This is a genomic window from Corynebacterium fournieri (assembly GCF_030408775.1).
GTDB lineage: Bacteria > Actinomycetota > Actinomycetes > Mycobacteriales > Mycobacteriaceae > Corynebacterium > Corynebacterium fournieri.
Map to the genome: position 1 here is coordinate 1,960,420 of NZ_CP047210.1, position 19,285 is coordinate 1,979,704.

Below are 19,285 nucleotides of genomic sequence, written 5' to 3' on the forward strand. Positions count from 1 at the left end.
GTTGTTTTGGTAATCGAGACAGCCACGAGGCTTGTGCGGGGAGGGCTGCACGACCAAGCGCTGGGCTTGGTCTCAGGCACAGAGCCGTTTATCGAGCACCCGGCGGAGGCGCTCAGCCCACTGGGAGAGTTTTTCGCGACAGCCGCAGAGGCTGGTTTGGGCGAGTTTCCGCTGGTGCGGTTCACCTCTCCGCGGTGGCCTGGGACGGACCCGCGCGTGGCGGCGTTGGCAGAGGCGTTTGGTGGTGCGCCAAGCCGCGCCGAGGTGCCGCCGCTGGAACTGGCGGACTACGCGGACACGGTGTTGTTCTCACTGCCCGCACCCGTTGGCAAGCGAATAATCGCCCCGGAGGATCTGCTGGAGCGGGTGATGACACTGCAGGATCTGGACCTGCACACCCAACTCGCCCAGGAGATCTTCGATGCTGCAGGGGCGGTGGCCTTCCACCCGTCGCTGCACTACGTGACGGTATTCCAGCTCGCGCTGCTGGCGTACGAGGCTCGCCGGCCCCTGGATACCCTGGCGTTTCTGGACGCGGCGGAGCGACTGCGTCGCGCGGACCCTTCCGTAGTCCAGCCGGGCATGGAGGAGGTGGATCTCGCCCTGATCAAGGCCCAGAGCTATATGGATATCGGCGCGATGCGCGACGCCGCGGCGTGCCTGCTGCTGGACACTGCAGACGAGAACGCCGACACCGCCCTGCGCAGGTACTCGACGGCGCTGCGCTCCCTGCTGCTCAAAGACGCCTTCGACGCCGCAATGCATTTGGTCTCCCCCGCGCAGGACATCGTGGATGCCGGAGACGGTGCCCCGTTTTTCAGGCTCCAGGCGGCGTCCGCGGTGGCACAGTTCGCGGCGTCCGCCGCTGACCCAGGTTTCGGAATGCTCTGGCCGTCTGCGCGCGCGAGGCTCGAGCGGACGTTTACTGAGTATGTGGAGGCTGGGGCGACTGACGGCTTGGCCGCGGAGCACATCGGCAACGTAGTCAGAGCGCTGCAGCACACCCAGCGTGCCGCTGAGGCGGTGGACCTGTCCTCCTGGTCGCTGCCGTTGACCGCGCAAACGGGCAACCCACGCGAGACCCTGTTCGCGCTGTGCGACAACGCGGTGTCGCTGTTTTGTTGCGATCGCTTCGCCGAATCCGCGCTGGTGCTCGAATCCGTGCACCAACGAGCCACCGAGACGTACGACCGTGAAGCCCAGGGGTGGGCCACCGCCTACCTGCGCGACTTCGGAACCCTTTCCGGGTCGCCGACCTACGCGCAGGCGCTAGACCGAATTGCTACGTGATGTTGAAGGGGCTGGCGTCCGAGGCGTTCTCCCCGATCACGCCGTGCAGGAAGTAGGAGCCTTCCTTAACTTCCGGGCGACTGTCGCACTGCCCCGGCTGGGAGGCGGTGGCGGACCAGCGCGCCTCCCAACGGCGCTTCTCCCCCGGCGCGAACTCGACGGTGCCGGCTGCCACCGGCGGGTAGCAGTCGGTGTCGGACCAGATCCGGTCGTTGGTGGCCATGTCGTAGACCTCGAAGCGCAGCAGATTGTCGTCCAGGTTGATCACGCAGTCGGTGTCGGTGGGGTTTTCCACCTCCATGTAGAACACCGGCTGGACGCCCTTGGCGTAGGAAGGCTGGTTGCTCGACGCTTGGATGCGCAGATCCGACAGCTCGCACGAGCCCTTCTTCGCCGGCGCTGCGGCGGTCTGCTCGGTTGCCGGCGCGGCGGCGGTCTGCTCGGTTGCCGGCGCAGCGGAAGTGGCGGCGGTGCTGCTCATCGGAGCAGTGGTCTCGCTCTCGCCGGAAAGCTGCACCGTCGGCTCGGTGGCCAGAGTGGTCGACGGCGCCTCAGCAGTGGTCTCAGGCGCCTCTGCGGGCTCGTCGGTCTTGCCGCTGCGCGCGAAGGCGGACAGCCCCCACACCAGCAGCGCCACTACGACCAACAGGATGACGAGGGCCGCCACACGACGGCGCATATAGATCTCTGGAGGAAGCGGGCGCTGGTTCGACATGCCTATAACTTAATCACCGAAGTTTTCGTAAAGGGTCTCGACACGGCCGTCGGAGAGTCGGTATCGCGCACCGACAACGCCGACCGTCTTCGCCTCAAGCCCGGCCATCACGGACGGGATGCGCGCCGCCAGGTGCTCCGCACCGTTGCGGGCGTGCGCGTGCTCCACCTGCTCACCACGGGTTCTGGCCTCAGCGAAGGCCGGGGAAATCTTTTCCACGAACACTCGGGTCAGACCGGCCGGGACGTGGCCTGACTCCAGCGCTTCCACGGCCGCGCCCACGGCTCCGCACTTCTCATGCGCTAAGAAGAGCACGAGGTCCACGCCGAGCCCGTCCACGGCGAATTCCACGGACGCGGACACTGCAGAGTCCACGCAGCCGCCGGCGGTGCGGATGACAAAGATGTCGCCGAAGCCGGCGTCGAACAACAGCTCCACGGGGACACGGGAGTCGGAGCAGCCCACCACGGCGACGGCGGGGTTCTGCCCGGAGGTGAGCTGCTGGCGGGTGACGGGGTCGCGGCGCGGGTCCGCGGTGTTGCCGGTGGCGAAACGCTCGTTGCCCTCTTTGAGCAGCTCCCACACCTCGCGAGGGGAGGTGGCGGCTTGGAGTTCTGTTACTTCAGTCATAGCCACTATTGTTGCACGCATTGTGACCAAAATTCGCCCGGACCGGATCATCAATTGGTACCGCGCCAACGCCCGCGACCTGCCGTGGCGTTCGCCTTCGGTATCCGCGTGGGCAGTGCTGCTCAGCGAGGTAATGAGCCACCAGACCCAGGTGGAGCGCGTCGCGCCCATCTGGCAGAAGTGGGTTGAGCGCTGGCCCACCCCGGAAGCGTTTGCGCAGGCCGGCTCGGACGAGGTCCTGCGTGCGTGGGGCAACCTCGGCTATCCGCGGCGGGCGCTTAGGCTGAAGGAATGCGCGCAGGTGATTGTGCGCGAATATGGCGGGGTGGTGCCGGAGGACGTCGATAAGCTACTCGCTCTGCCTGGCATCGGCGACTACACCGCGCGGGCTGTGGCGTGCTTCGCGTACGGCAAGAACGTGCCGGTGGTGGACACGAACGTGCGGCGCGTGGTGGCTCGCGTAGAGCGCGGCGAGGCGTTTGGGGCGCCCGGCAAGAAAGAGATCGATCAGGTTGCGGCGCTGCTACCGGAGCACAACGGCCCCGAGTTTTCTGTCGGGCTGATGGAGCTCGGCGCGCTGGTGTGCACCGCGAAAGCGCCCCGCTGCGAGGTGTGCCCCCTCAGCTCCGAATGCGCGTGGCTTGCGGCGGGCAAACCGGAATCCCCCGTAAAGAAGCGCTCGCAGAAATTCGCTGGCACCGACCGCCAGGTGCGCGGCAAGATCATGCGCCTGCTGCGCGAGTCGGACAGCCCCGTGGAGCAAAAGCTCATCGATGATCTTTGGCACGACCCCGCGCAACTTTCCCGCGCGCTATTTTCGCTGCTTGACGACGGCCTCGCGGTCCAGAACGAACGGGGTTACTTCCACCTGCCGCGGTAGTGCAGGCCACCTGGCAGCTTGACGTAGACGCCGCCGCGGGAGTTGAACGTCACCGGCCCGATCTTCTTCGACGCAGACACGCCCGACTTTGAGTAGTTGAGCCAGCTGCCGTCGCTGATCTTCTGGCGTTTGCGGTACTGAATTCCCATGGCGGGCAGCTTACACTGCTGCTCATGCGCAAACGCTGGTGTCTTATCGCTGCACCTATCCTTCTGGCCCCCTACGCCCAGGCCGAGGATCTCAGTGCGGAATCGCTCTCGTCGTTGTCTTCTGTCGGCTCCTCCACCGCGGAGGTTGTCGGCGATGCGTCCTCGCTGTCGTCCCTGCCGGAGATGTCGTCGCACGCGCTCAACGGGCAAGCGGGCCCCGTCGCGGGTGAGCTTGACGCGAAGAAGCGAGTCGGAGGCTCCGAGGGCAAACGCATCCGCTACACCTCGCTCAACGAAAGCGGTGAGAAGGTGCCCGTCACCGGCGCACTGTACGAGCGCCCGTTTTCCAAAGGACTGGTGGTACTCGCCCCGGGCACGCGCGGGTTGGGCGACCAGTGTGCACCATCTGCCGGGTCCTCGATGCTGTCCTCCATCGGCACCGACGGCACAGTCAACGTCAATTACGAGGCGCCGATGGTGCAGATGCTTCAGGACGCCGGCTACCGCGTCGTAGTCACCGACTACATCGGACTAGGCACCGACGGTGTGCACTCCTACCTCAACCGGGTGGAGCAGGGCCACGCCGTCATCGACGCCGCCCGCGCCGTGGCCAAGCCAGGCGAGAAGGTCGCGTTCTGGGGCTACTCCCAGGGTGGGGGCGCGGCCGCAGCGGCGGCTGAGTTGGCGGGCGATTACGCCCCGGAGCTCAACGTGGTGGGCACCTTCGCCGGTGCTCCCCCGGCGGACCCGCTGGCTGTTTTGCAGCAGGGCTCCGGCCCGATGCTGACCGCCGTGGCCGGCTTCGCCGCCGCCAGCTACGCCGAGTCCTACCCGGAATTTAGCGACGCGCTCGACGAGCACCTGACCGACGACGGCAAGATCTGGCTCGACGGATTGAAAACCTCCTGCGTAGTGGATGCTTCCGCAGCCCCGCAAAAGTCCTTCGACGACCTCTTTATCGACGGCAAATCCTTCGCCGAAATCGCGGAGGAAGACGACCGGATTGGCAAGTACCTCGAACGCAACAAGTTGGGCAAGGTGAAGCCGGACGCGCCGATTATGGTGCTGACGAACCCAGACGACGACCTCGTCCCGGAGCCGCAGGCGACCCAGCTCGCAGAAGATTACTGCGCCCTGGGAGCCGACGTGGAGTACCGCCGCGTGGCGGTCCCGGGATCACCGACGCAACCGCTGTCATCCGGGCGCCTCGAGCTCACACCGCGCGCCCCAGGCTCGGGCCACGCGCTGCCGCTGATTCTGCAGACCAACAACGTGGTGGATTGGTTGACCGACCGCTTCGAGGGCAAGCCCATGACACAGGTATGCCCCTCCGACCACCCCGATTACGAGGTGGAGGAGGGGCTCAACGCCGTGGAAATCACCGCGATCGTTGCCGCTGTCCTCGGCGCGCTTGGCGCGCTCGGCTGGTGGTTTTACACCGGCTCGGGGCCGTTACCCTCGTCGCCTTCCTTGCCGTCCTTGCCATCGCTGCCCTTCTGATCGTCGGCGTTGTCGCGCTCATCCGGGAACTCTGACGCCTCCGACTCCGGCTGGGTGCGCTCCGGCTCGATGTCGCGGACCTCTTCCTCCGGCTCCACGTCGAACGCTTCTGCCGGCAGCGGGCGCGGGCGCGGGGTGAAGGTGAACGTCGCGTCCGGCGCGGCCTTGCCGCGGTCCTTGCGGGCGGACTCGGCGTCGCCGTCCCAGCCCTCGACGTCCACGGTGATGATCTCGCCAGCACCGATCTCGCCGAACAGGATCTTCTCGGACAGGACATCCTCGATCTCGCGCTGGATGGTGCGACGCAGCGGGCGCGCGCCCAGCACCGGGTCGAAGCCGCGGACCGCAAGCAGGTTCTTCGCGTTCTCGGTCAGCTCGATGCCCATGTCCTGCGCGGCCAGGTTCTTGTCCACGCGGCCGATCAGCAGGTCGACCATCTGGACAATCTCGTCCTGGCTGAGCTGCTTGAACACCACGATGTCGTCAATGCGGTTCAAGAACTCCGGGCGGAAGTGCTTCTTCAGCTCGTCGTTGACCTTGCCCTTCATGCGCTCGTACTGCGCATCCGCATCCACTGCGCTGTCGCCGGTGAAGCCCAGGCCCACCGGCTTGGAGATGTCGGAGGTGCCCAGGTTTGAGGTGAAGATCAGCACCGTGTTCTTGAAGTCCACGTTGCGGCCCTGGCCGTCGGTGACGTGGCCTTCCTCCAGCACCTGGAGCAGGGTGTTGTAGATCTCCTTGTGCGCCTTCTCAATCTCGTCGAAGAGCACGACGCTAAACGGCTTGCGGCGCACCTTCTCGGTGAGCTGGCCGCCCTCCTCGTAGCCGACGTATCCCGGAGGGGCACCGAACAGGCGCGAGGCGGTGAAGCGGTCGTGGAACTCGCCCATGTCCACCTGGATCAGCGAGTCGTCGTCGCCGAAGAGGAACTCCGCCAGCGCCTTCGACAGCTCAGTTTTACCCACACCGGACGGGCCGGCGAAGATGAAGGAGCCGGACGGGCGGTTCGGATCCTTCAGGCCGGCACGGGTGCGGCGGATGGAGCGGGAGACCGCCTTGACTGCCTCGTCCTGGCCGATGATGCGCTTGTGCAGCTCGTCTTCCATGTTGAGCAGGCGAGACGACTCGGACTCGGTGAGCTTGAACACCGGGATGCCGGTCCAGTGGGCTAGCACGTCCGCGATCTGGTCCTCGCCGACCTCGGCGATGTCCTCCAGGTCGTCGGAGCGCCACTTCTGCTCCTTGGCCGAGCGCTCCTCCCCCAGCTTGCGCTCGGTGTCGCGCAGGCCGGCGGCCTTTTCAAAGTCCTGGGCGTCGATCGCCGCTTCCTTTTCCTTGCGCACCTCAGCGATACGGTCGTCCACCTCGCGCAGGTCCTCCGGGGCGGTCATGCGCTTGATGCGCATGCGGGCGCCGGCCTCATCGAGCAGGTCGACGGCCTTATCCGGCAGGAAGCGGTCGTTGATGTAGCGGTCCGACAAGGTGGCTGCCGCCTTAAGCGCGTCGTCGGTGTAGGACACGCGGTGGTGCGCCTCGTAACGGTCGCGCAGACCCTTGAGAATCTGGACGGTGTCCTCCACAGACGGCTCGTCCACCTGCACCGGCTGGAAACGGCGCTCCAGAGCGGCGTCCTTCTCAATGTGCTTGCGGTACTCGTCCAGCGTGGTCGCGCCAATGGTCTGGAGCTCGCCGCGGGCCAGCTTCGGCTTCAGCAACGAAGCGGCGTCAATTGCGCCCTCTGCGGCACCTGCGCCGACGAGAGTGTGAATCTCGTCGATGAACAGGATGATGTCGCCGCGCTGGTTAATCTCCTTGAGCACCTTCTTCAGGCGCTCCTCGAAGTCGCCGCGGTAGCGCGAGCCGGCCACCAGCGAACCCAGGTCGAGCGAGTAGACCTGCTTGTCCTTCAGGGTCTCGGGGACCTTGCCGTTGGCGATGTCCAGGGCGAGGCCCTCCACCACGGCGGTCTTGCCCACGCCGGGCTCACCGATGAGCACCGGGTTGTTCTTGGTGCGGCGCGACAGCACCTGCATGACGCGCTCGATCTCCTGGTCGCGGCCGACAACCGGGTCGAGCTTGCCTTCCTTCGCGGCCGCGGTGAGGTTGCGGCCGAACTGGTCCAGCACAAGGGAGTTGGAGCGCTCGCCGCCCTGCGGGCCGCCGCCGCTGCGCGGGCCTGCGCCAGCGCCGGCGAAGCCCGGCTGGCCCTGCTGCGGGGACTCCGGGTTCTGGCCTTCGCCACCCTCGTAGCCGGACAAAAGCTGGATCACCTGCTGGCGCACGCGCGGCAGGTCCGCACCCAGCTTGATCAGCACCTGGGCTGCCACGCCGTCGCCCTCACGGATGAGGCCCAGCAGCAGAAATTCGGTGCCGATGTACTTGTGGCCCATCTGCAGTCCCTCGCGCAGGGATAGCTCCAGCACCTTCTTCGCGCGCGGGGTGAACGGGATGTGCCCGGTCACCGGCTGGGTGCCGTGGCCGATAATGTCGATGACCTCGCGGCGCACGTCGTCGAGGTTGATGCCCATGGACTCGAGCGCCTTCGCTGCGACGCCCTCGCCCTCCTTGATCAGGCCGAGCAGGATGTGCTCGGTGCCCATGTAATTGTGGTTGAGCTCGCGCGCCTCCTCCTGTGCAAGGACGATGACGCGACGGGCCCGGTCGGTAAACCGCTCGAACATGTGGCTGACCCCTTCTTTCCTAAATCAGTTGTCCACCACCATAACGCCGGGGTCCGACATCACTTCCCTGGTTTTGGGTCCACTTCCCAGGAAAACGGCGATAAGCGCAGGTAGTGCCCGGTGTTCACCCTTAGCGAACGGGCCTGAAATAGGTGTTTTCGTGCAGCTTGCACCCCCGGGTTGAACGGGTGGCGGCACGCGGGGCACGACGCGCCGTACTCGGCGTAGGTCATCATGTGCCCGCACGCGCCACACGTGTTGGCCACGACGTCGCGTGCAGAGCGCCAGTGGGCGCAGCGCCCCTGCTTGTCGACGTCGATTCCGTGGATCAGAGCAGGTCCTTCAGCACCGGATCGGCGATTGCCAGCACGGCCTCGCGGGCGCCCGCGGCGGTGCGCGCGTCGACAGCGAAGTTGGCCATCTGGCGGCAGGTGTCGAAGTCGTGCAGGCGCAGCGCGGCGCGCACCGCGTTGACCTTGCCCGGCGCCATGGACAGCGACTTCACGCCCAGCCCCACGAGCACGAGCGCCATGAGCGGGTCACCGCCGGCCTCGCCGCATACGCCGATGGGCTTGCCGGTGGCTTCGCCGCCCCGGCAGGTTTCGCGGATCATGGCCAGCACCGCCGGCTGCCACGGGGAGAGCAGCTCGGCCAGTTCACCCTGCATGCGGTCTGCGGCCATCGTGTACTGGGACAGGTCGTTAGTGCCGATGGAAGCGAAGTCCACTTCTTCGAGCACGTGCGCGGAGCGGATGGCCGCCGCCGGGGTCTCCACCATCACGCCGACCTTGCTCAGTCCGGCTGCGCGGGCGCGCTCGGCGAACCACTTCGCCTCTTCCACGGTGGCGACCATGGGGGCCATCACCCACAGCTCGGACTCCGGCACGTTGCCTGCCGCCGCGGCGAGGGCGGCCAACTGATCGTCCAGCAGGTCCTCCCGCGCCTGGGACAGACGCAGGCCGCGGCGGCCCAGGGCGGGGTTTTCCTCCTCGCCGAGGTTGGCGAAGGACAACGGTTTGTCAGCACCCGCATCCAGGGTGCGCACCACCACGCGACGGCTGCCGAAGGCGCGCAGCACCGACGTGTAGGTCTCGGTCTGCTCTGCCACGCTCGGCGCGGAGTCGCGGTCCAAGAAGAGGAACTCGGAGCGGAACAGGCCGGAGCCTTCCAAGTCGTAGCCGGCGGCACTTTGCGCATCGTCGGCGGTACCCGTGTTGGCCAGTAGCTTCACCTTGTGGCCGTCGCGGGTCGCACCCTCGCCGGAGGAACCGGCCAGCGCTGCCGCGCGGCGGCGCGAGCGCTCCTCGAGCTCCTCCACGTCCGACTCGTTCGGCGTAACGATGACCTCGCCGACGCCGCCGTCGAGGGCGACCGAAGGTGCGTCGACAATCGCATCCGCGATGCCCTTGACCTGCACGGCGCACGGGATACCCAGCTGCGCGGCCAGGATCGCGGTGTGCGAGGTCGCGCCGCCGGCCTCGGTGACGATGCCGCGCACGAGCTGCTTGTCCAGCGTCGCGGTCTCCGCCGGGGCCAAATCGTGCGCGATCAGGATCGACGGCTCGGTCAAGTCCGGCACACCCGGCTCCGGCAGGCCGCGCAGACGCGCGGTGGCGCGGTCGCGGATGTCGTAGAGGTCGGTCACGCGCTCGGCCATATAGCCGCCCAGCTTGCGCAGCTTGTTGGCGTAAACCTCCACCGCGTCGTGGATCGCCTTGGTGGCGCCGGTGCCCTTCTTCAGCTCCTTGTCCACGCCGCGGATCAGGCCCTTGTCGGTGGCCAAAGCGGCCGTCGCTTCCAGCACGGCTTTCGCCGAGTCCGAGTTGGCGTGCTCGGCGCGTGCGGAAAGCGAAGCTGCAACGTCGTTAAGCACAGAGCGAATCCGCTCGCCGTCGGCCTCCGGGTCGACGGAGGCCGGCTCGTGCTCGTCGATACCCACTGCGGGCGTGACCACAGCGACGGGGCCGGATGCGGTACCGGCCGATACGCCGATGCCGTGCAGGACGGTGCGGTTAGACATTCGTGTTCACCTCAGTTGTGACCTCGAGAATCGGATCGCCAGCGACGACCGTGCCGTCTGCAACGTCATTGACGCCGCCGAGCTTCTTCGAGTTCACCACTGTAGTGATAACCGTCGTGTCCACGCCGTGACCGGCGATTGCGGCGAAGTCAACCTCCGCCAGCGGGTCGCCCGCCTTGACCATCTGTTTCTTCTCCACCAGCGGGGTAAATCCCTCGCCGCCGAGCTTGACGGTGTCGATGCCGATGTGCACCAGCAGCTCCACACCGTTGTCGGTCTTGATGCCGTAGGCGTGGCCCGTCTTCGCCACGGAAATCACCTTGCCGGCCGCGGGTGCAACCACGGTGAGCGTGGTGTTTTCGGGGGTGACGCCGACTGCCTGGCCGAGGGCGCCGGAGGCGAAAGCGGCATCGGAAAGCGCTTCCATCGCAACAACCTCGCCGGCAACGGGTGCGAGCACGGCGGCATCCGCATTGCTTTCCGACGGCAGCTTCGCCGGGTCATCCGTGGCCGTGACTTCGTCCTCAACCAGCTCGGCCTCCTCAGCTTCGTCGGCATTGCGTGCGGCAGCGGCGCGGGCGAGCGCGTCGGCCTTCTCCTCCGGGGTGCGGTAGTCCGTGATGAAGATGATGATGAAGGAGGTGAAGAACGCCACCGTGATGGCCAGCATGTACACCCACCTCGGGTCGAACACGAACATGGTCGGGATGGAGGTGAACACGAACGCGCCCGTCTTCACGCCACCGAACGGGGTACCCAGGATCGCGATGGTCAGGCCGCCGGTGAAGCAGCCCACGAGCATGCGCGGGTAGATCTTCTTGTAGCGCAGGTGGATGCCGTAGAGCGACGGCTCAGAGATTCCGCCGAGCAGGCCGGCAGCGAGCGCAGAGCCGGAGGTTTGGCGCATCAGCGGGTCGTGGTCGCGGATGGACAGCGCGAGCACCGCGGCGGTAGCGCCGAAGCAGGCGAAGTTCCATGCGCCCATCGGGCCCTGGATGAAGTCGTATCCGAGGGTGTCAATGTTGACCAGCATCAGGGCGTTGAGCGGCCAGTGCAGCCCCAGCGGCACGAGGAACGGGTAGAGCATCGGAATCAGCAGGGCGAAGATGAACGGGGCATTGCCATTCATCCACGCCAGGCCGGTGCCGATCCAGGCGCCGAGCAGGTAGCCGAACGGGCCGATGAGGAAGGCGGTCACCGGGATCATGATCAGCATGGTGAGGAACGGCACGAAGACCATGTGCACGGCGGAGGGGATGATCTTCTGCAGGCCCTTGTACAGCAGCGCGGCAACAGCGGCCATGATCAGCGGCACGAAGACGTTGCCGTCGTAGCCGTTATGGATCATGGGCAGGCCGAAGACGTCGACAACATCGGTCGGCTCGCCGAAGAGCTCCACCACACGTGCTTCGGGGTGGTCGGCCAGTTCCATGAAGTTCGGGGTGAACAGCGCCAGCATGATCGCGGCCGGCACCCACGGGTCGATGTCCAGCTTCTTGCCCGCGTTATAGGCCACCGCCACCGGCAGGAAGAAGAACACGGAGTTCCACATTGCATCCACGAACTGCCAGCCCGGGCTCTTCACTTCCGCGTGGAAGTTCACAAGGTGGAATGCGTCAAGCACCGCGGCGAACGCGATGATCAGCGACGCGCCGAGCAGCACGCCCAGGATCGGGCGGAAAGAATCGGAGAGGTACTCGAAGAACGCGTCCAGCCACGGGACCTTGCCCTTGGCTTTGTCGCGCTGCTGGGCTTTGAGGTCCTCGTTGGACACGTCGCGATTCGCTAGTTCCGGCAGGCGGTTCATCGCGTTGTACACGCTGGCCACGTCGCCACCGACGATGACCTGGTAATGGCTGCCGCCCTGCGGGACGGCCCCCATGACCTTGGGGTTTGCTTCCAAGCGGTCCTTGTCCGCCAGGGAGGTGTCGTTTAGCTCGAAACGAAGACGCGTCGCGCAGTGCGTCATCGACGCGATGTTGTCTGCCCCGCCGATGCCGGCGAGGATGTCGGCGGCCTGGTCTTGCAGGCTCGCCTTGGTGGTTGCCATGCTGGTGCTCCTTTCAACCACAATGGTTGGGTCGCACCAAACATTAGTTGGTTATAACCACCAGCTCCAACCGGTAGGCAGTCAGATGTGCCCTACGCCTCCGGCTTTACCATCGGGAACAGCACAGTTTCGCGAATGCCCAGGCCAGTCAGGGCCATGAGCAAGCGGTCCACGCCCATGCCGGTACCCGCTGTCGGGGGCATCCCCTGCTCCATGGCGGCGAGGAAGTCCTCGTCGAGCGCCATGGCCTCGTCGTCGCCGTGGGCAGCCAGGCGGGCCTGGTCCTCGAAGCGCTCGCGCTGGATCACCGGATCAACCAGCTCGGAGTAGCCCGTGGCCAGCTCGAAGCCGCGCACGTACAGGTCCCACTTCTCGGTCACGCCAGGCTTGTCGCGGTGATCGCGGGTCAGAGGCGAGGTCTCCACCGGGAAGTTGACCACGAAGGTCGGCTCGTAGAGCTGGTCGGAGCACAGCTCCTCCCAAATCTCCTCCACCAGCTTGCCGTGCAGCCAACCGGCATTTTCCGGCACCTTCAGGCCGATGGCCTCCGCGATGCCCTTGAGCGTGTCCACGTCGGTGTCGACGGTGACCTCTGGCTGGCCCGGGAACTTGCGCTGCAGCGCCTCGTTCAGGCTCGGGTACATCTCCAGGATCTTCCACTCGCCGCCGAAGTCGTACTCCGTGCCGTCCGCCAGCGTGACCTTCTGGGAACCGAAGACTTCTTCGGCGCAGAACTGCACAAGCCCCTTCATGGTGGCCGCGCCGTCTTTGTACGTGCCCCACGCCTGGTAGGTCTCCAGCATGGTGAACTCCGGGGAGTGGGAAGAATCCACGCCCTCATTGCGGAAGTTCCTGTTGATCTCGAAGACGCGCTCGATGCCGCCGACGACGGCGCGCTTGAGGTAGAGCTCGGGCGCGATACGCAGGTACAGGTCGATGTCCAGCGCGTTGGAGCGGGTGACAAACGGACGTGCCGCGGCGCCGCCGTGCAGCGTCTGCAGCATCGGAGTCTCAATCTCGACGAAGTCTTGGCCCGTGAGGTACTTGCGCACCGCGGCGATGACCTTGATGCGGGTCAAGGCGTTGGTGCGCGCGTCCTCGCGCATGATCAGGTCGGTGTAGCGGCGGCGCACCCGCTGTTCTTCGTTCATGTCCGCGAACGCGACCGGCAGCGGGTTGAGCGCCTTGGAGGCCATGTGCCAGGACTTGGCCATCACGGACAGCTCGCCGCGCTTCGACGCGATCACGCGGCCGCGCACGGAGACGATGTCGCCGAGGTCCGTATCCGCCTTCCACTGCGCCAAGGCCTCTTCGCCGACCTCTGCGAGCGAGAGCATCACCTGCAGCTGGGTGCCGTCGCCCTCCTGCAGGGTGGCAAAGCACAGCTTGCCGGTGTTGCGCTGGAACATAATGCGGCCGGCGACGGCAACCTCATCCTGGGTTTCCTCGCCCGCTTCCAGCGTGCCGTCGTACTTGGCACGCAGGTCTTTCAGAGACGTCGTGCGATCGACTTCGACGGGGTAGGCGTCCCGCCCTTCGTCGATAAGCCTTTGCCTCTTCTCCCGGCGGATTTGCTGCTGCTCTGAAAAGTCCTGCGTAGTCACGGCGAATAATCGTAGCTTATTCGCACACGGGAAGGTCCAGTCGCTGGTTCTCCGCGTCATAGCCGTTGACGATGAACAGGTATTCCGGCTTGTCCTGCGGCACCATCACAAACGCCGGCGGGGTCGCGTCCGGCAGCTCGTAGGAGTGGATCGTGCACTCACCGGAGCCCAGGATCACGGCCTCGCTCGGGTCCGGCACCGCATCGTCGCGGTCGGACTGGGACGCGTACTGCACCGCCGAGACGCCCAGGTCCCCGTTGGAGCAGCGGATCTTGCCGGTCTGGTCCAGATCCAGCGAGCCCGGCTCGCAGGTCAACTCCTTCCACCCCTGCTGGCCGGAGCGCTCCGAGACCACCTTCGGGTAGGTCTCCGCGATCTGCTGCTCCGCACCAACCCAATCCTCGCCGTGGTGGGTGCTCCAGTACCACAGTGCGGCCAGCGCGATCAGCAGAAGCGCCAGGATGGCAATCACCCACGGCCACGGGCTCTTCTTCTTCGGCGCCGCCGGGCGGGAGTAAACGCCGTCAGTGCCGTAGGCGTAAGGCTCCGGCGGCTTGCGGTAGCCGTCCTGCGGACGGGGAGCGACCGACTGGTCCGGGCGCTCTGCGGCCACGTGCTCCGCCGGCGCGGTCTCGAGCACACCTGCACAGGTGCGGGCCCCGGCGCGGGGCTGCTCGCCCGTCATCAGCGCCACCACGGCAGCGAACTTCTCCACGTTGTTCTGCGCGGCCACCTCGTCGCTCTTCGCCGGATCCGTGCTCGGGCCGACGAGGGTCAGCTTGACCGGGGTGGAAGACCACTGCGGCTGCACCAGCAGGCGCTCCGGTGTGATCGAGCGGGAGACGAAGCCAGACAGGCCCTTCAAGTCGTAGTCGTCGACCGCTTCCGCCACGGGGGCGAGCAGGTCGCGCACCTCCTGCTTGCTAAACGTCGCGCCCTTCTTTGCAATCAGCTCGGACAGCGGAGTGCCGGTGGGCGCCTCACGGAGGACAAACAGCTTGCCCTCGTCGGTAGTGCCCACGCTGCGCGGCTGGAACGCACCGGGGTGCGCCGCCAGTGCGAGGCGGGAGTTCAACGTATTTACCTCGTCGCCAATTGCAGCATCCACCGGAGCATCAAACAGTTCCAATTCCACACCGTGGCCCGTGTCGTCGATAGCGGTGTAGAGCTTGGACGTCTCGGTGCTCCCGGTCTGTTCAACCTGCTCCGGGGTAAAGGTGAACCCGAAACGGTCTGCGAGCAATCCGGCGATGTTGGCGTTGGACATGCGCGTGAGTCTACCGGGTGTCATGCCTCCACGTGCTTGAAGCCGACCCCAAGGGGAAGGCCCACGTTGTCGATCAAGCGCACCTCACCTAAATCCACCGCGCCCAGCAGACGCGCGTCGCCTTCCTCCGGCGCCTCGCGCATAGCCAGGTCGCGCAGTTCCAGGTAGGCAGGGTGCACACCCGCAGCCTCCAGCACGCCGCGCGCGGTCTGAAGCACCTTCGCCTTGCCGTGCTCGGCAGCGTGCGCGCCCGCCGTCAGCGCGGCGGACAACGCCAGCGCAACCTCGCGCTTGTCTTCATCGACGCGGGCGTTCCTGTTCGACAGCGCCAGCCCGTCGGGGGTGCGCACCGTGGGCACGCTGTGCAGCTTGCACTCCATGCGCAGCCCCGCCACCGCGTACTGGGTGGCCACGAGCACTTCGAAGTCCTTCTCCCCCAGCACCACGTCCGTGGCGTGTGCGGCGTTGATCGCGGCGAGATGCTTGGCGACGGCGCTTTGCGTCTCCTCCGCATCCTCCAGCGGCGCAACCCCGGCATCCACGCGCACCGAGGTGTTCAACTGCCCGTGGAAGACCACGTCCACCTTCTCCCTGGCAAAGACCTCGGGCACCTCTTCGCCGGAGAAAGTGACCACCACATACGAGCCCAGCAGCGACTTCGCGGCGCGGATGAGTTCCACGTGACCGCCGTGGACGTCCGTTCCCAGCGGCACCACGACCACGGACTTGCCGATCTTGCGAAACGCCCTGCCGTAGGTGGCCAGCAACTTCTCGTCGGTCACCACTACCGCTTGGCCTGGTTCGAACGCCATTTATCCTCCCTCGTATTTCTGGATCACCCACAGCTCTGTGTCGGTGTCCTGCTCGATTTCGCTGCGCCTGCGCACGACGTCGACAAACAGCCGCCGCACGCCGGGGTCGGGCAGCGCGCCGACGAGCGCGTCCAGCTGCTGCGTGGTGCGCGTCCCGCGGGTGCCCGACCCGGCGGCGAGGAATTGCTGCGCCACCGCGTCGAAACCGGGGACGGCCTGGGTAAGCAGCCCCAGCGCGTCGTCTCTCAACACTGTCTCCAGCGACCGCAGCTCCTGCGCCGCCGCGATCGCGGGGCGGGCCGTGTCGTTGATGCGCATGCTCACCCCGCCGATCTCCGCGATGAGTAATCCCACCACGGTCTCGCCCAGTTCGTCGGCAGCGGAGGTCACCCACACATTGTCGAAGATGTTGTGGGCGCACATCGTAATTGCGTGGGCGGTTTCCACGTCGTCCAGCAGCTGCTGGCCCTCACCCAGCGCGGTATGCAGGAACATCTGGCGCGGGCGCGCATAGTCGGCGAGGATGCCGCAGGCGGCGCGGATCTCGTCCGAAGGTGCGTCGAGAAGCACAAGATCCACATGCGCCACCGCACCCGGGTCCTCACGGATATCGAGCGGGCGCACGGTGTGGCCGGCGCGCTCGAACTGCTCCGCGAGCGGGGTCGGGCCAAACACCGCCCCCACCAGCAGGCGAGGCGGCATCTACTTCCCCTGGCGCGCCAGCAGCTCGGCGACGGAGACCGCTTTTTCGCCGCGCTCGTCACGGCGACGGCGGCCGGACCGGCGCTCCGGCTCAGGTGCGGGCTTAGGTGCCGGTTCGGATGCTGGTTCGGGCGCCGGCTCCGATTTCGCCTTCTCCGCCTCGCGCTCGCTGATCAAGTCCGACAGCGGGTTGCGCGCCGGGCGTGCCGAAGGTTGCGTGCCGATGCGCCCCGCGATTGCGTCGGAGCTCGGCGCACCGGTCGGACGGGAAGCACGCACGCGGCTGATCACCACAGTGTCGTCCGTGGACGGCGTGTGGGTCGGCTGCGGCTTCGGCTCTGGTTTCGGCTCCGGCTTGGGCTCGGGTTGCGGCTCCGGCTCCGGCTTCGACGCCGGCTTCGGAGTCGCCTCGAGTTCGCTGATGCGGCGAGCGGAGGCGCGCACAGCCGCCGGCTCGTACTCGAAGACCCGGCCGTTGAGCTCCTCCAGCTGGGTGCGCAGTGCCTGGATCTGGTCCTGCAGCTCGCGCAGCGCCTTCACGTCCACCACATCTGCATTCGCGGCCGGATTGGCCTCCAGCGCTTCGCGGTGGCGCTGTTCTTGTTCCTGCATGCGGCGCTCCGCCTCGGCGGCCTCAGTCGTTGCAGCGTCGCGGTCCCGGCGAACCTTGGAGTTGATCAGGATGCCCGCGGCGCCCGCCCACAGCGCGAAGATCAGCGCAACCTTCAGCGCGTTCGCGGAGTTGGTGAACAGCATGACCACGGTGCCGATCACAGCGGCCGCAAACGGCACGATGACCCATAGGCTCGCGCGGTCGGGGGACGCATTCTGGGCACTCATGCCCAACACTCTAGCTAACGCCTTGGCCCTCGTTGGGCGGCGACACCTCGCAGTTTTTCTCCAGCCAGATTCCGGCCAGGCACAGGGCGAGCCCGCCCAGGGTGCCCGCCACCAGCGGCGGGACGTCGCCAGGCGCCGCCTCCAGCACGCGAATCTTGGTCACCACAAAGCTCAACGTGCCGCCGTAGAGGCCGCCGAAGACTGCTCCCGCCCAGGCACTCGCCTTGCCAAAGACCATGAAGTTCGCCGCCTGCATGGGGTTGAGCTGGCTGCGGTCCAGCCCCACCTTGCCGTCCTTGCGGCGCTTGCGCACGACCAGCGCCAGCCAGCCGGCGATCGCCGCCATCGTCCACAGCGACAGCGGCACCACCATGTTCAGCGACTCCAGCAGGCCGTAAAAGCGGCGCACCAGAATCACCGCGGCAGCCGCGAAAAACCCGGCGACGGCGATCAACCCTTCGTACGGCGTGCGCTTCACAGCTTTCGCACCCCTTGGTCCTCCAGGCCCGCGAGCAGTTCGCTCACCGGCGTGGCGCCGAGTGTCGCAGCTGGGTCCATCTCCAGCCACGGCTCGAGCACGAACTGCCGCAGGTGCGCGCGCGGGTGCGGCACGGTCAGCTCCGGGTCCTGCGAGGTGTGCCCCTCGATCCAGACGATGTCCACGTCGAGGGTGCGCGGCCCCCAGCGCTCCTCGCGCACGCGCTCGGCTTGCCGCTCCAGCTTCTGGCAGCGCGCCAGCAGCTCGTGCGGCGAATCGTCCACGTCCACCAGCACGCTCTGGTTGAGAAAGTCCGGCTGGTCCGTCTTGCCCCAGGGGGCGGTAGCGTAGACGGAGCTTGCGCGGACAACCTCCCCGTCGAACTCGTCCAGCACAGAACGCAGAAAGGCTCGCGCATCCCCCATGTTCGAGCCCGAAGACAGCACCGCACGCATGGCTACATCCGTTTCCGTGAGCGCCGCGCCACCACCGCGACGTCGTCGAAGACTGCTGGGATCGGCGCATGCGGTTTGTGCAAGGTCACTTCCACGGCGTGCAGCGCGTCGTAGCTGCGCATGGCCGTCTCGGCGATTTCCACCACCACCGTCTCAATGAGCTGGCGCGGAGTGCCGGTGGCGATCCGCAACACGGTATCAGCCAGCTCGGCGTAGTTGACGGTCTGCGTTAAGTCGTCCTCGCGCGCCGCGCCCGCAAAATCCAGCCAGCAGGTGATATCCAGGGAAAACGCCTGGCCATACGCGGTCTCGTGCTCGAGCACCCCGTGGTTGGCGTGGAACTTCAGCCCCTTGAGTTCAATGCGGTCAGCCATTGCGCCACCTTTCTGCAACATCCACAGCGTCCCGGGAGACCGCCACCTCGTGCACCCGCACGCACCACGCACCGGCGTGGGCCGCGAGCGCGGTGACTGCGGCGGTGGCGGGATCGGCGTCGAGAGGCGAATGCTCGAGCCCCCGGTCCGCGCGCACCTCCATGAGGAAGCGCTTGCGCGACGCGCCCACGAGAATGGGAAACTCACCGGCGATGAACTCCGGCAGCGCATTGAGCAACGCCCAGTTGTCCGCCGCCGTCTTGGCAAACCCAAGGCCCGGGTCCAAGGTGATCTGCGCCGGGTCTACCCCCTGCGCAGTCGCCTTATCGACGAGCTCCGCAAGCACCCCGTGCACATCCGCGACGACGTCGCCGCCGTGGTCCGCCGCCCCGGATGCGTTAACGAAGGCGTCCGCGCGCCAGTGCATGAGACACACCGGCAGAGCGGTCTGCGCCATCACGCGGTACATGTCCGGATCCGCAAGACCGCCGGAGACGTCGTTGATCAGGTCCACGCCCTCCTCCGCGGCTGCCAGCGCGGTGGCGGCGCGCATGGTGTCCACCGACGTGCGGATTCCGTCCTCGTGCAGCGCCCGGATCACCGGACGAATGCGCTGCGCCTCCACCTCCGCCGGCACGCGAGTCGCCCCCGGGCGGGTCGATTCCGCGCCCACATCGATGATGTCCGCGCCAGAGCGCACCAGCTCGTGCGCGTGCGCGATGGCGTCGTCCGCGGCGAGCCACTTGCCGCCGTCGGAAAACGAGTCTTCAGTGACGTTGACAATGCCCATCACGCTCGTGCGCCCTGGCACGGTCAACTCGGCGACGGTGGTCATGGC

The 19,285-nt window shown here is 66.7% G+C and carries 18 protein-coding genes; 3 read left to right on the plus strand and 15 right to left on the minus strand.

Annotation, left to right across the window (positions count from 1 at the left end; all coding sequences use genetic code 11):
• Positions 1-6: 6 nt before the first annotated feature.
• Positions 7-1,290 (plus strand): hypothetical protein, encoded by a 1,284-nt coding sequence (locus CFOUR_RS09485; RefSeq protein WP_143338985.1) that lies wholly within the window; start codon positions 7-9, stop codon positions 1,288-1,290.
• On the opposite strand, the gene CFOUR_RS09490 is transcribed toward CFOUR_RS09485, so the two are convergent.
• On the minus strand, positions 1,283-2,005 hold the full coding sequence (locus CFOUR_RS09490; protein WP_085957272.1) for a hypothetical protein: 723 nt from the start codon (positions 2,003-2,005) through the stop codon (positions 1,283-1,285). The two genes, CFOUR_RS09485 and CFOUR_RS09490, sit on opposite strands and share 8 nt — an antisense overlap.
• 9 nt (positions 2,006-2,014) lie before the next feature.
• Positions 2,015-2,635 (minus strand): carbonic anhydrase, encoded by a 621-nt coding sequence (locus CFOUR_RS09495; protein WP_101706371.1) that lies wholly within the window; start codon positions 2,633-2,635, stop codon positions 2,015-2,017.
• Positions 2,636-2,657: 22 nt separating this feature from the next.
• Here CFOUR_RS09495 and CFOUR_RS09500 point away from each other — a divergent pair, with 22 nt between their 5' ends.
• Complete coding sequence (locus tag CFOUR_RS09500; RefSeq protein WP_290179300.1) at positions 2,658-3,515, plus strand: HhH-GPD family protein; 858 nt, start codon at positions 2,658-2,660, stop codon at positions 3,513-3,515.
• On the opposite strand, the gene CFOUR_RS09505 is transcribed toward CFOUR_RS09500, so the two are convergent.
• Positions 3,494-3,664: a DUF4236 domain-containing protein gene (locus tag CFOUR_RS09505; RefSeq protein ID WP_074432070.1), complete on the minus strand. Its 171-nt coding sequence runs from the start codon at positions 3,662-3,664 to the stop codon at positions 3,494-3,496. The two genes, CFOUR_RS09500 and CFOUR_RS09505, sit on opposite strands and share 22 nt — an antisense overlap.
• Before the next feature lie 24 nt (positions 3,665-3,688).
• Between CFOUR_RS09505 and CFOUR_RS09510 the strand changes: the two genes are divergently transcribed.
• Positions 3,689-5,164, plus strand: a complete 1,476-nt coding sequence (locus CFOUR_RS09510) for an alpha/beta fold hydrolase (RefSeq protein WP_085957269.1) — start codon at positions 3,689-3,691, stop codon at positions 5,162-5,164.
• Here CFOUR_RS09510 and CFOUR_RS09515 read toward each other — a convergent pair.
• The 12 genes from CFOUR_RS09515 to folP all read right to left on the minus strand — a co-directional run bounded on the left by CFOUR_RS09515 (position 5,098) and on the right by folP (position 19,282).
• The gene (locus CFOUR_RS09515; protein WP_290179303.1) at positions 5,098-7,845 is read right to left on the minus strand and encodes an ATP-dependent Clp protease ATP-binding subunit; all 2,748 of its coding nucleotides are present in this window, start codon (positions 7,843-7,845) and stop codon (positions 5,098-5,100) included. The two genes, CFOUR_RS09510 and CFOUR_RS09515, sit on opposite strands and share 67 nt — an antisense overlap.
• A gap of 328 nt (positions 7,846-8,173) precedes the next feature.
• Positions 8,174-9,865 (minus strand): phosphoenolpyruvate--protein phosphotransferase, encoded by a 1,692-nt coding sequence (gene ptsP / locus CFOUR_RS09520; protein ID WP_085957268.1) that lies wholly within the window; start codon positions 9,863-9,865, stop codon positions 8,174-8,176.
• Entirely contained in the window at positions 9,858-11,915 is a 2,058-nt protein-coding gene (locus CFOUR_RS09525) for a glucose PTS transporter subunit IIA (protein ID WP_085957267.1), read from the minus strand. Before CFOUR_RS09525 ends, ptsP begins: the two co-directional genes overlap by 8 nt.
• Positions 11,916-12,007: 92 nt before the next feature.
• Positions 12,008-13,519, minus strand: coding sequence for a lysine--tRNA ligase (gene lysS / locus CFOUR_RS09530; protein ID WP_230471774.1), 1,512 nt, complete (start codon positions 13,517-13,519; stop codon positions 12,008-12,010).
• 16 nt (positions 13,520-13,535) lie between these two features.
• Complete coding sequence (locus CFOUR_RS09535) at positions 13,536-14,786, minus strand: hypothetical protein (RefSeq protein ID WP_085957265.1); 1,251 nt, start codon at positions 14,784-14,786, stop codon at positions 13,536-13,538.
• 20 nt (positions 14,787-14,806) lie between these two features.
• On the minus strand, positions 14,807-15,598 hold the full coding sequence (locus CFOUR_RS09540; RefSeq protein ID WP_290179308.1) for a pantoate--beta-alanine ligase: 792 nt from the start codon (positions 15,596-15,598) through the stop codon (positions 14,807-14,809).
• The gene (locus tag CFOUR_RS09545) at positions 15,599-16,300 is read right to left on the minus strand and encodes a 6PGD fold domain-containing protein (RefSeq protein ID WP_085957264.1); all 702 of its coding nucleotides are present in this window, start codon (positions 16,298-16,300) and stop codon (positions 15,599-15,601) included. It abuts the gene before it with no gap.
• Positions 16,301-17,140, minus strand: a complete 840-nt coding sequence (locus CFOUR_RS09550; protein ID WP_085958389.1) for a DUF6779 domain-containing protein — start codon at positions 17,138-17,140, stop codon at positions 16,301-16,303.
• A gap of 10 nt (positions 17,141-17,150) precedes the next feature.
• The gene (locus CFOUR_RS09555) at positions 17,151-17,618 is read right to left on the minus strand and encodes a DUF3180 domain-containing protein (protein ID WP_290179310.1); all 468 of its coding nucleotides are present in this window, start codon (positions 17,616-17,618) and stop codon (positions 17,151-17,153) included.
• Positions 17,615-18,073, minus strand: a complete 459-nt coding sequence (folK, locus tag CFOUR_RS09560) for a 2-amino-4-hydroxy-6-hydroxymethyldihydropteridine diphosphokinase (protein ID WP_085957262.1) — start codon at positions 18,071-18,073, stop codon at positions 17,615-17,617. The genes CFOUR_RS09555 and folK overlap by 4 nt, the downstream gene beginning before the upstream one ends.
• A gap of 2 nt (positions 18,074-18,075) precedes the next feature.
• Positions 18,076-18,447, minus strand: coding sequence for a dihydroneopterin aldolase (folB, locus tag CFOUR_RS09565; protein ID WP_085957261.1), 372 nt, complete (start codon positions 18,445-18,447; stop codon positions 18,076-18,078).
• A complete protein-coding gene (gene folP / locus CFOUR_RS09570; RefSeq protein ID WP_085957260.1) occupies positions 18,440-19,282 on the minus strand; it encodes a dihydropteroate synthase in 843 nt (280 codons plus the stop codon). Before folP ends, folB begins: the two co-directional genes overlap by 8 nt.
• Positions 19,283-19,285 lie beyond the last annotated feature (3 nt).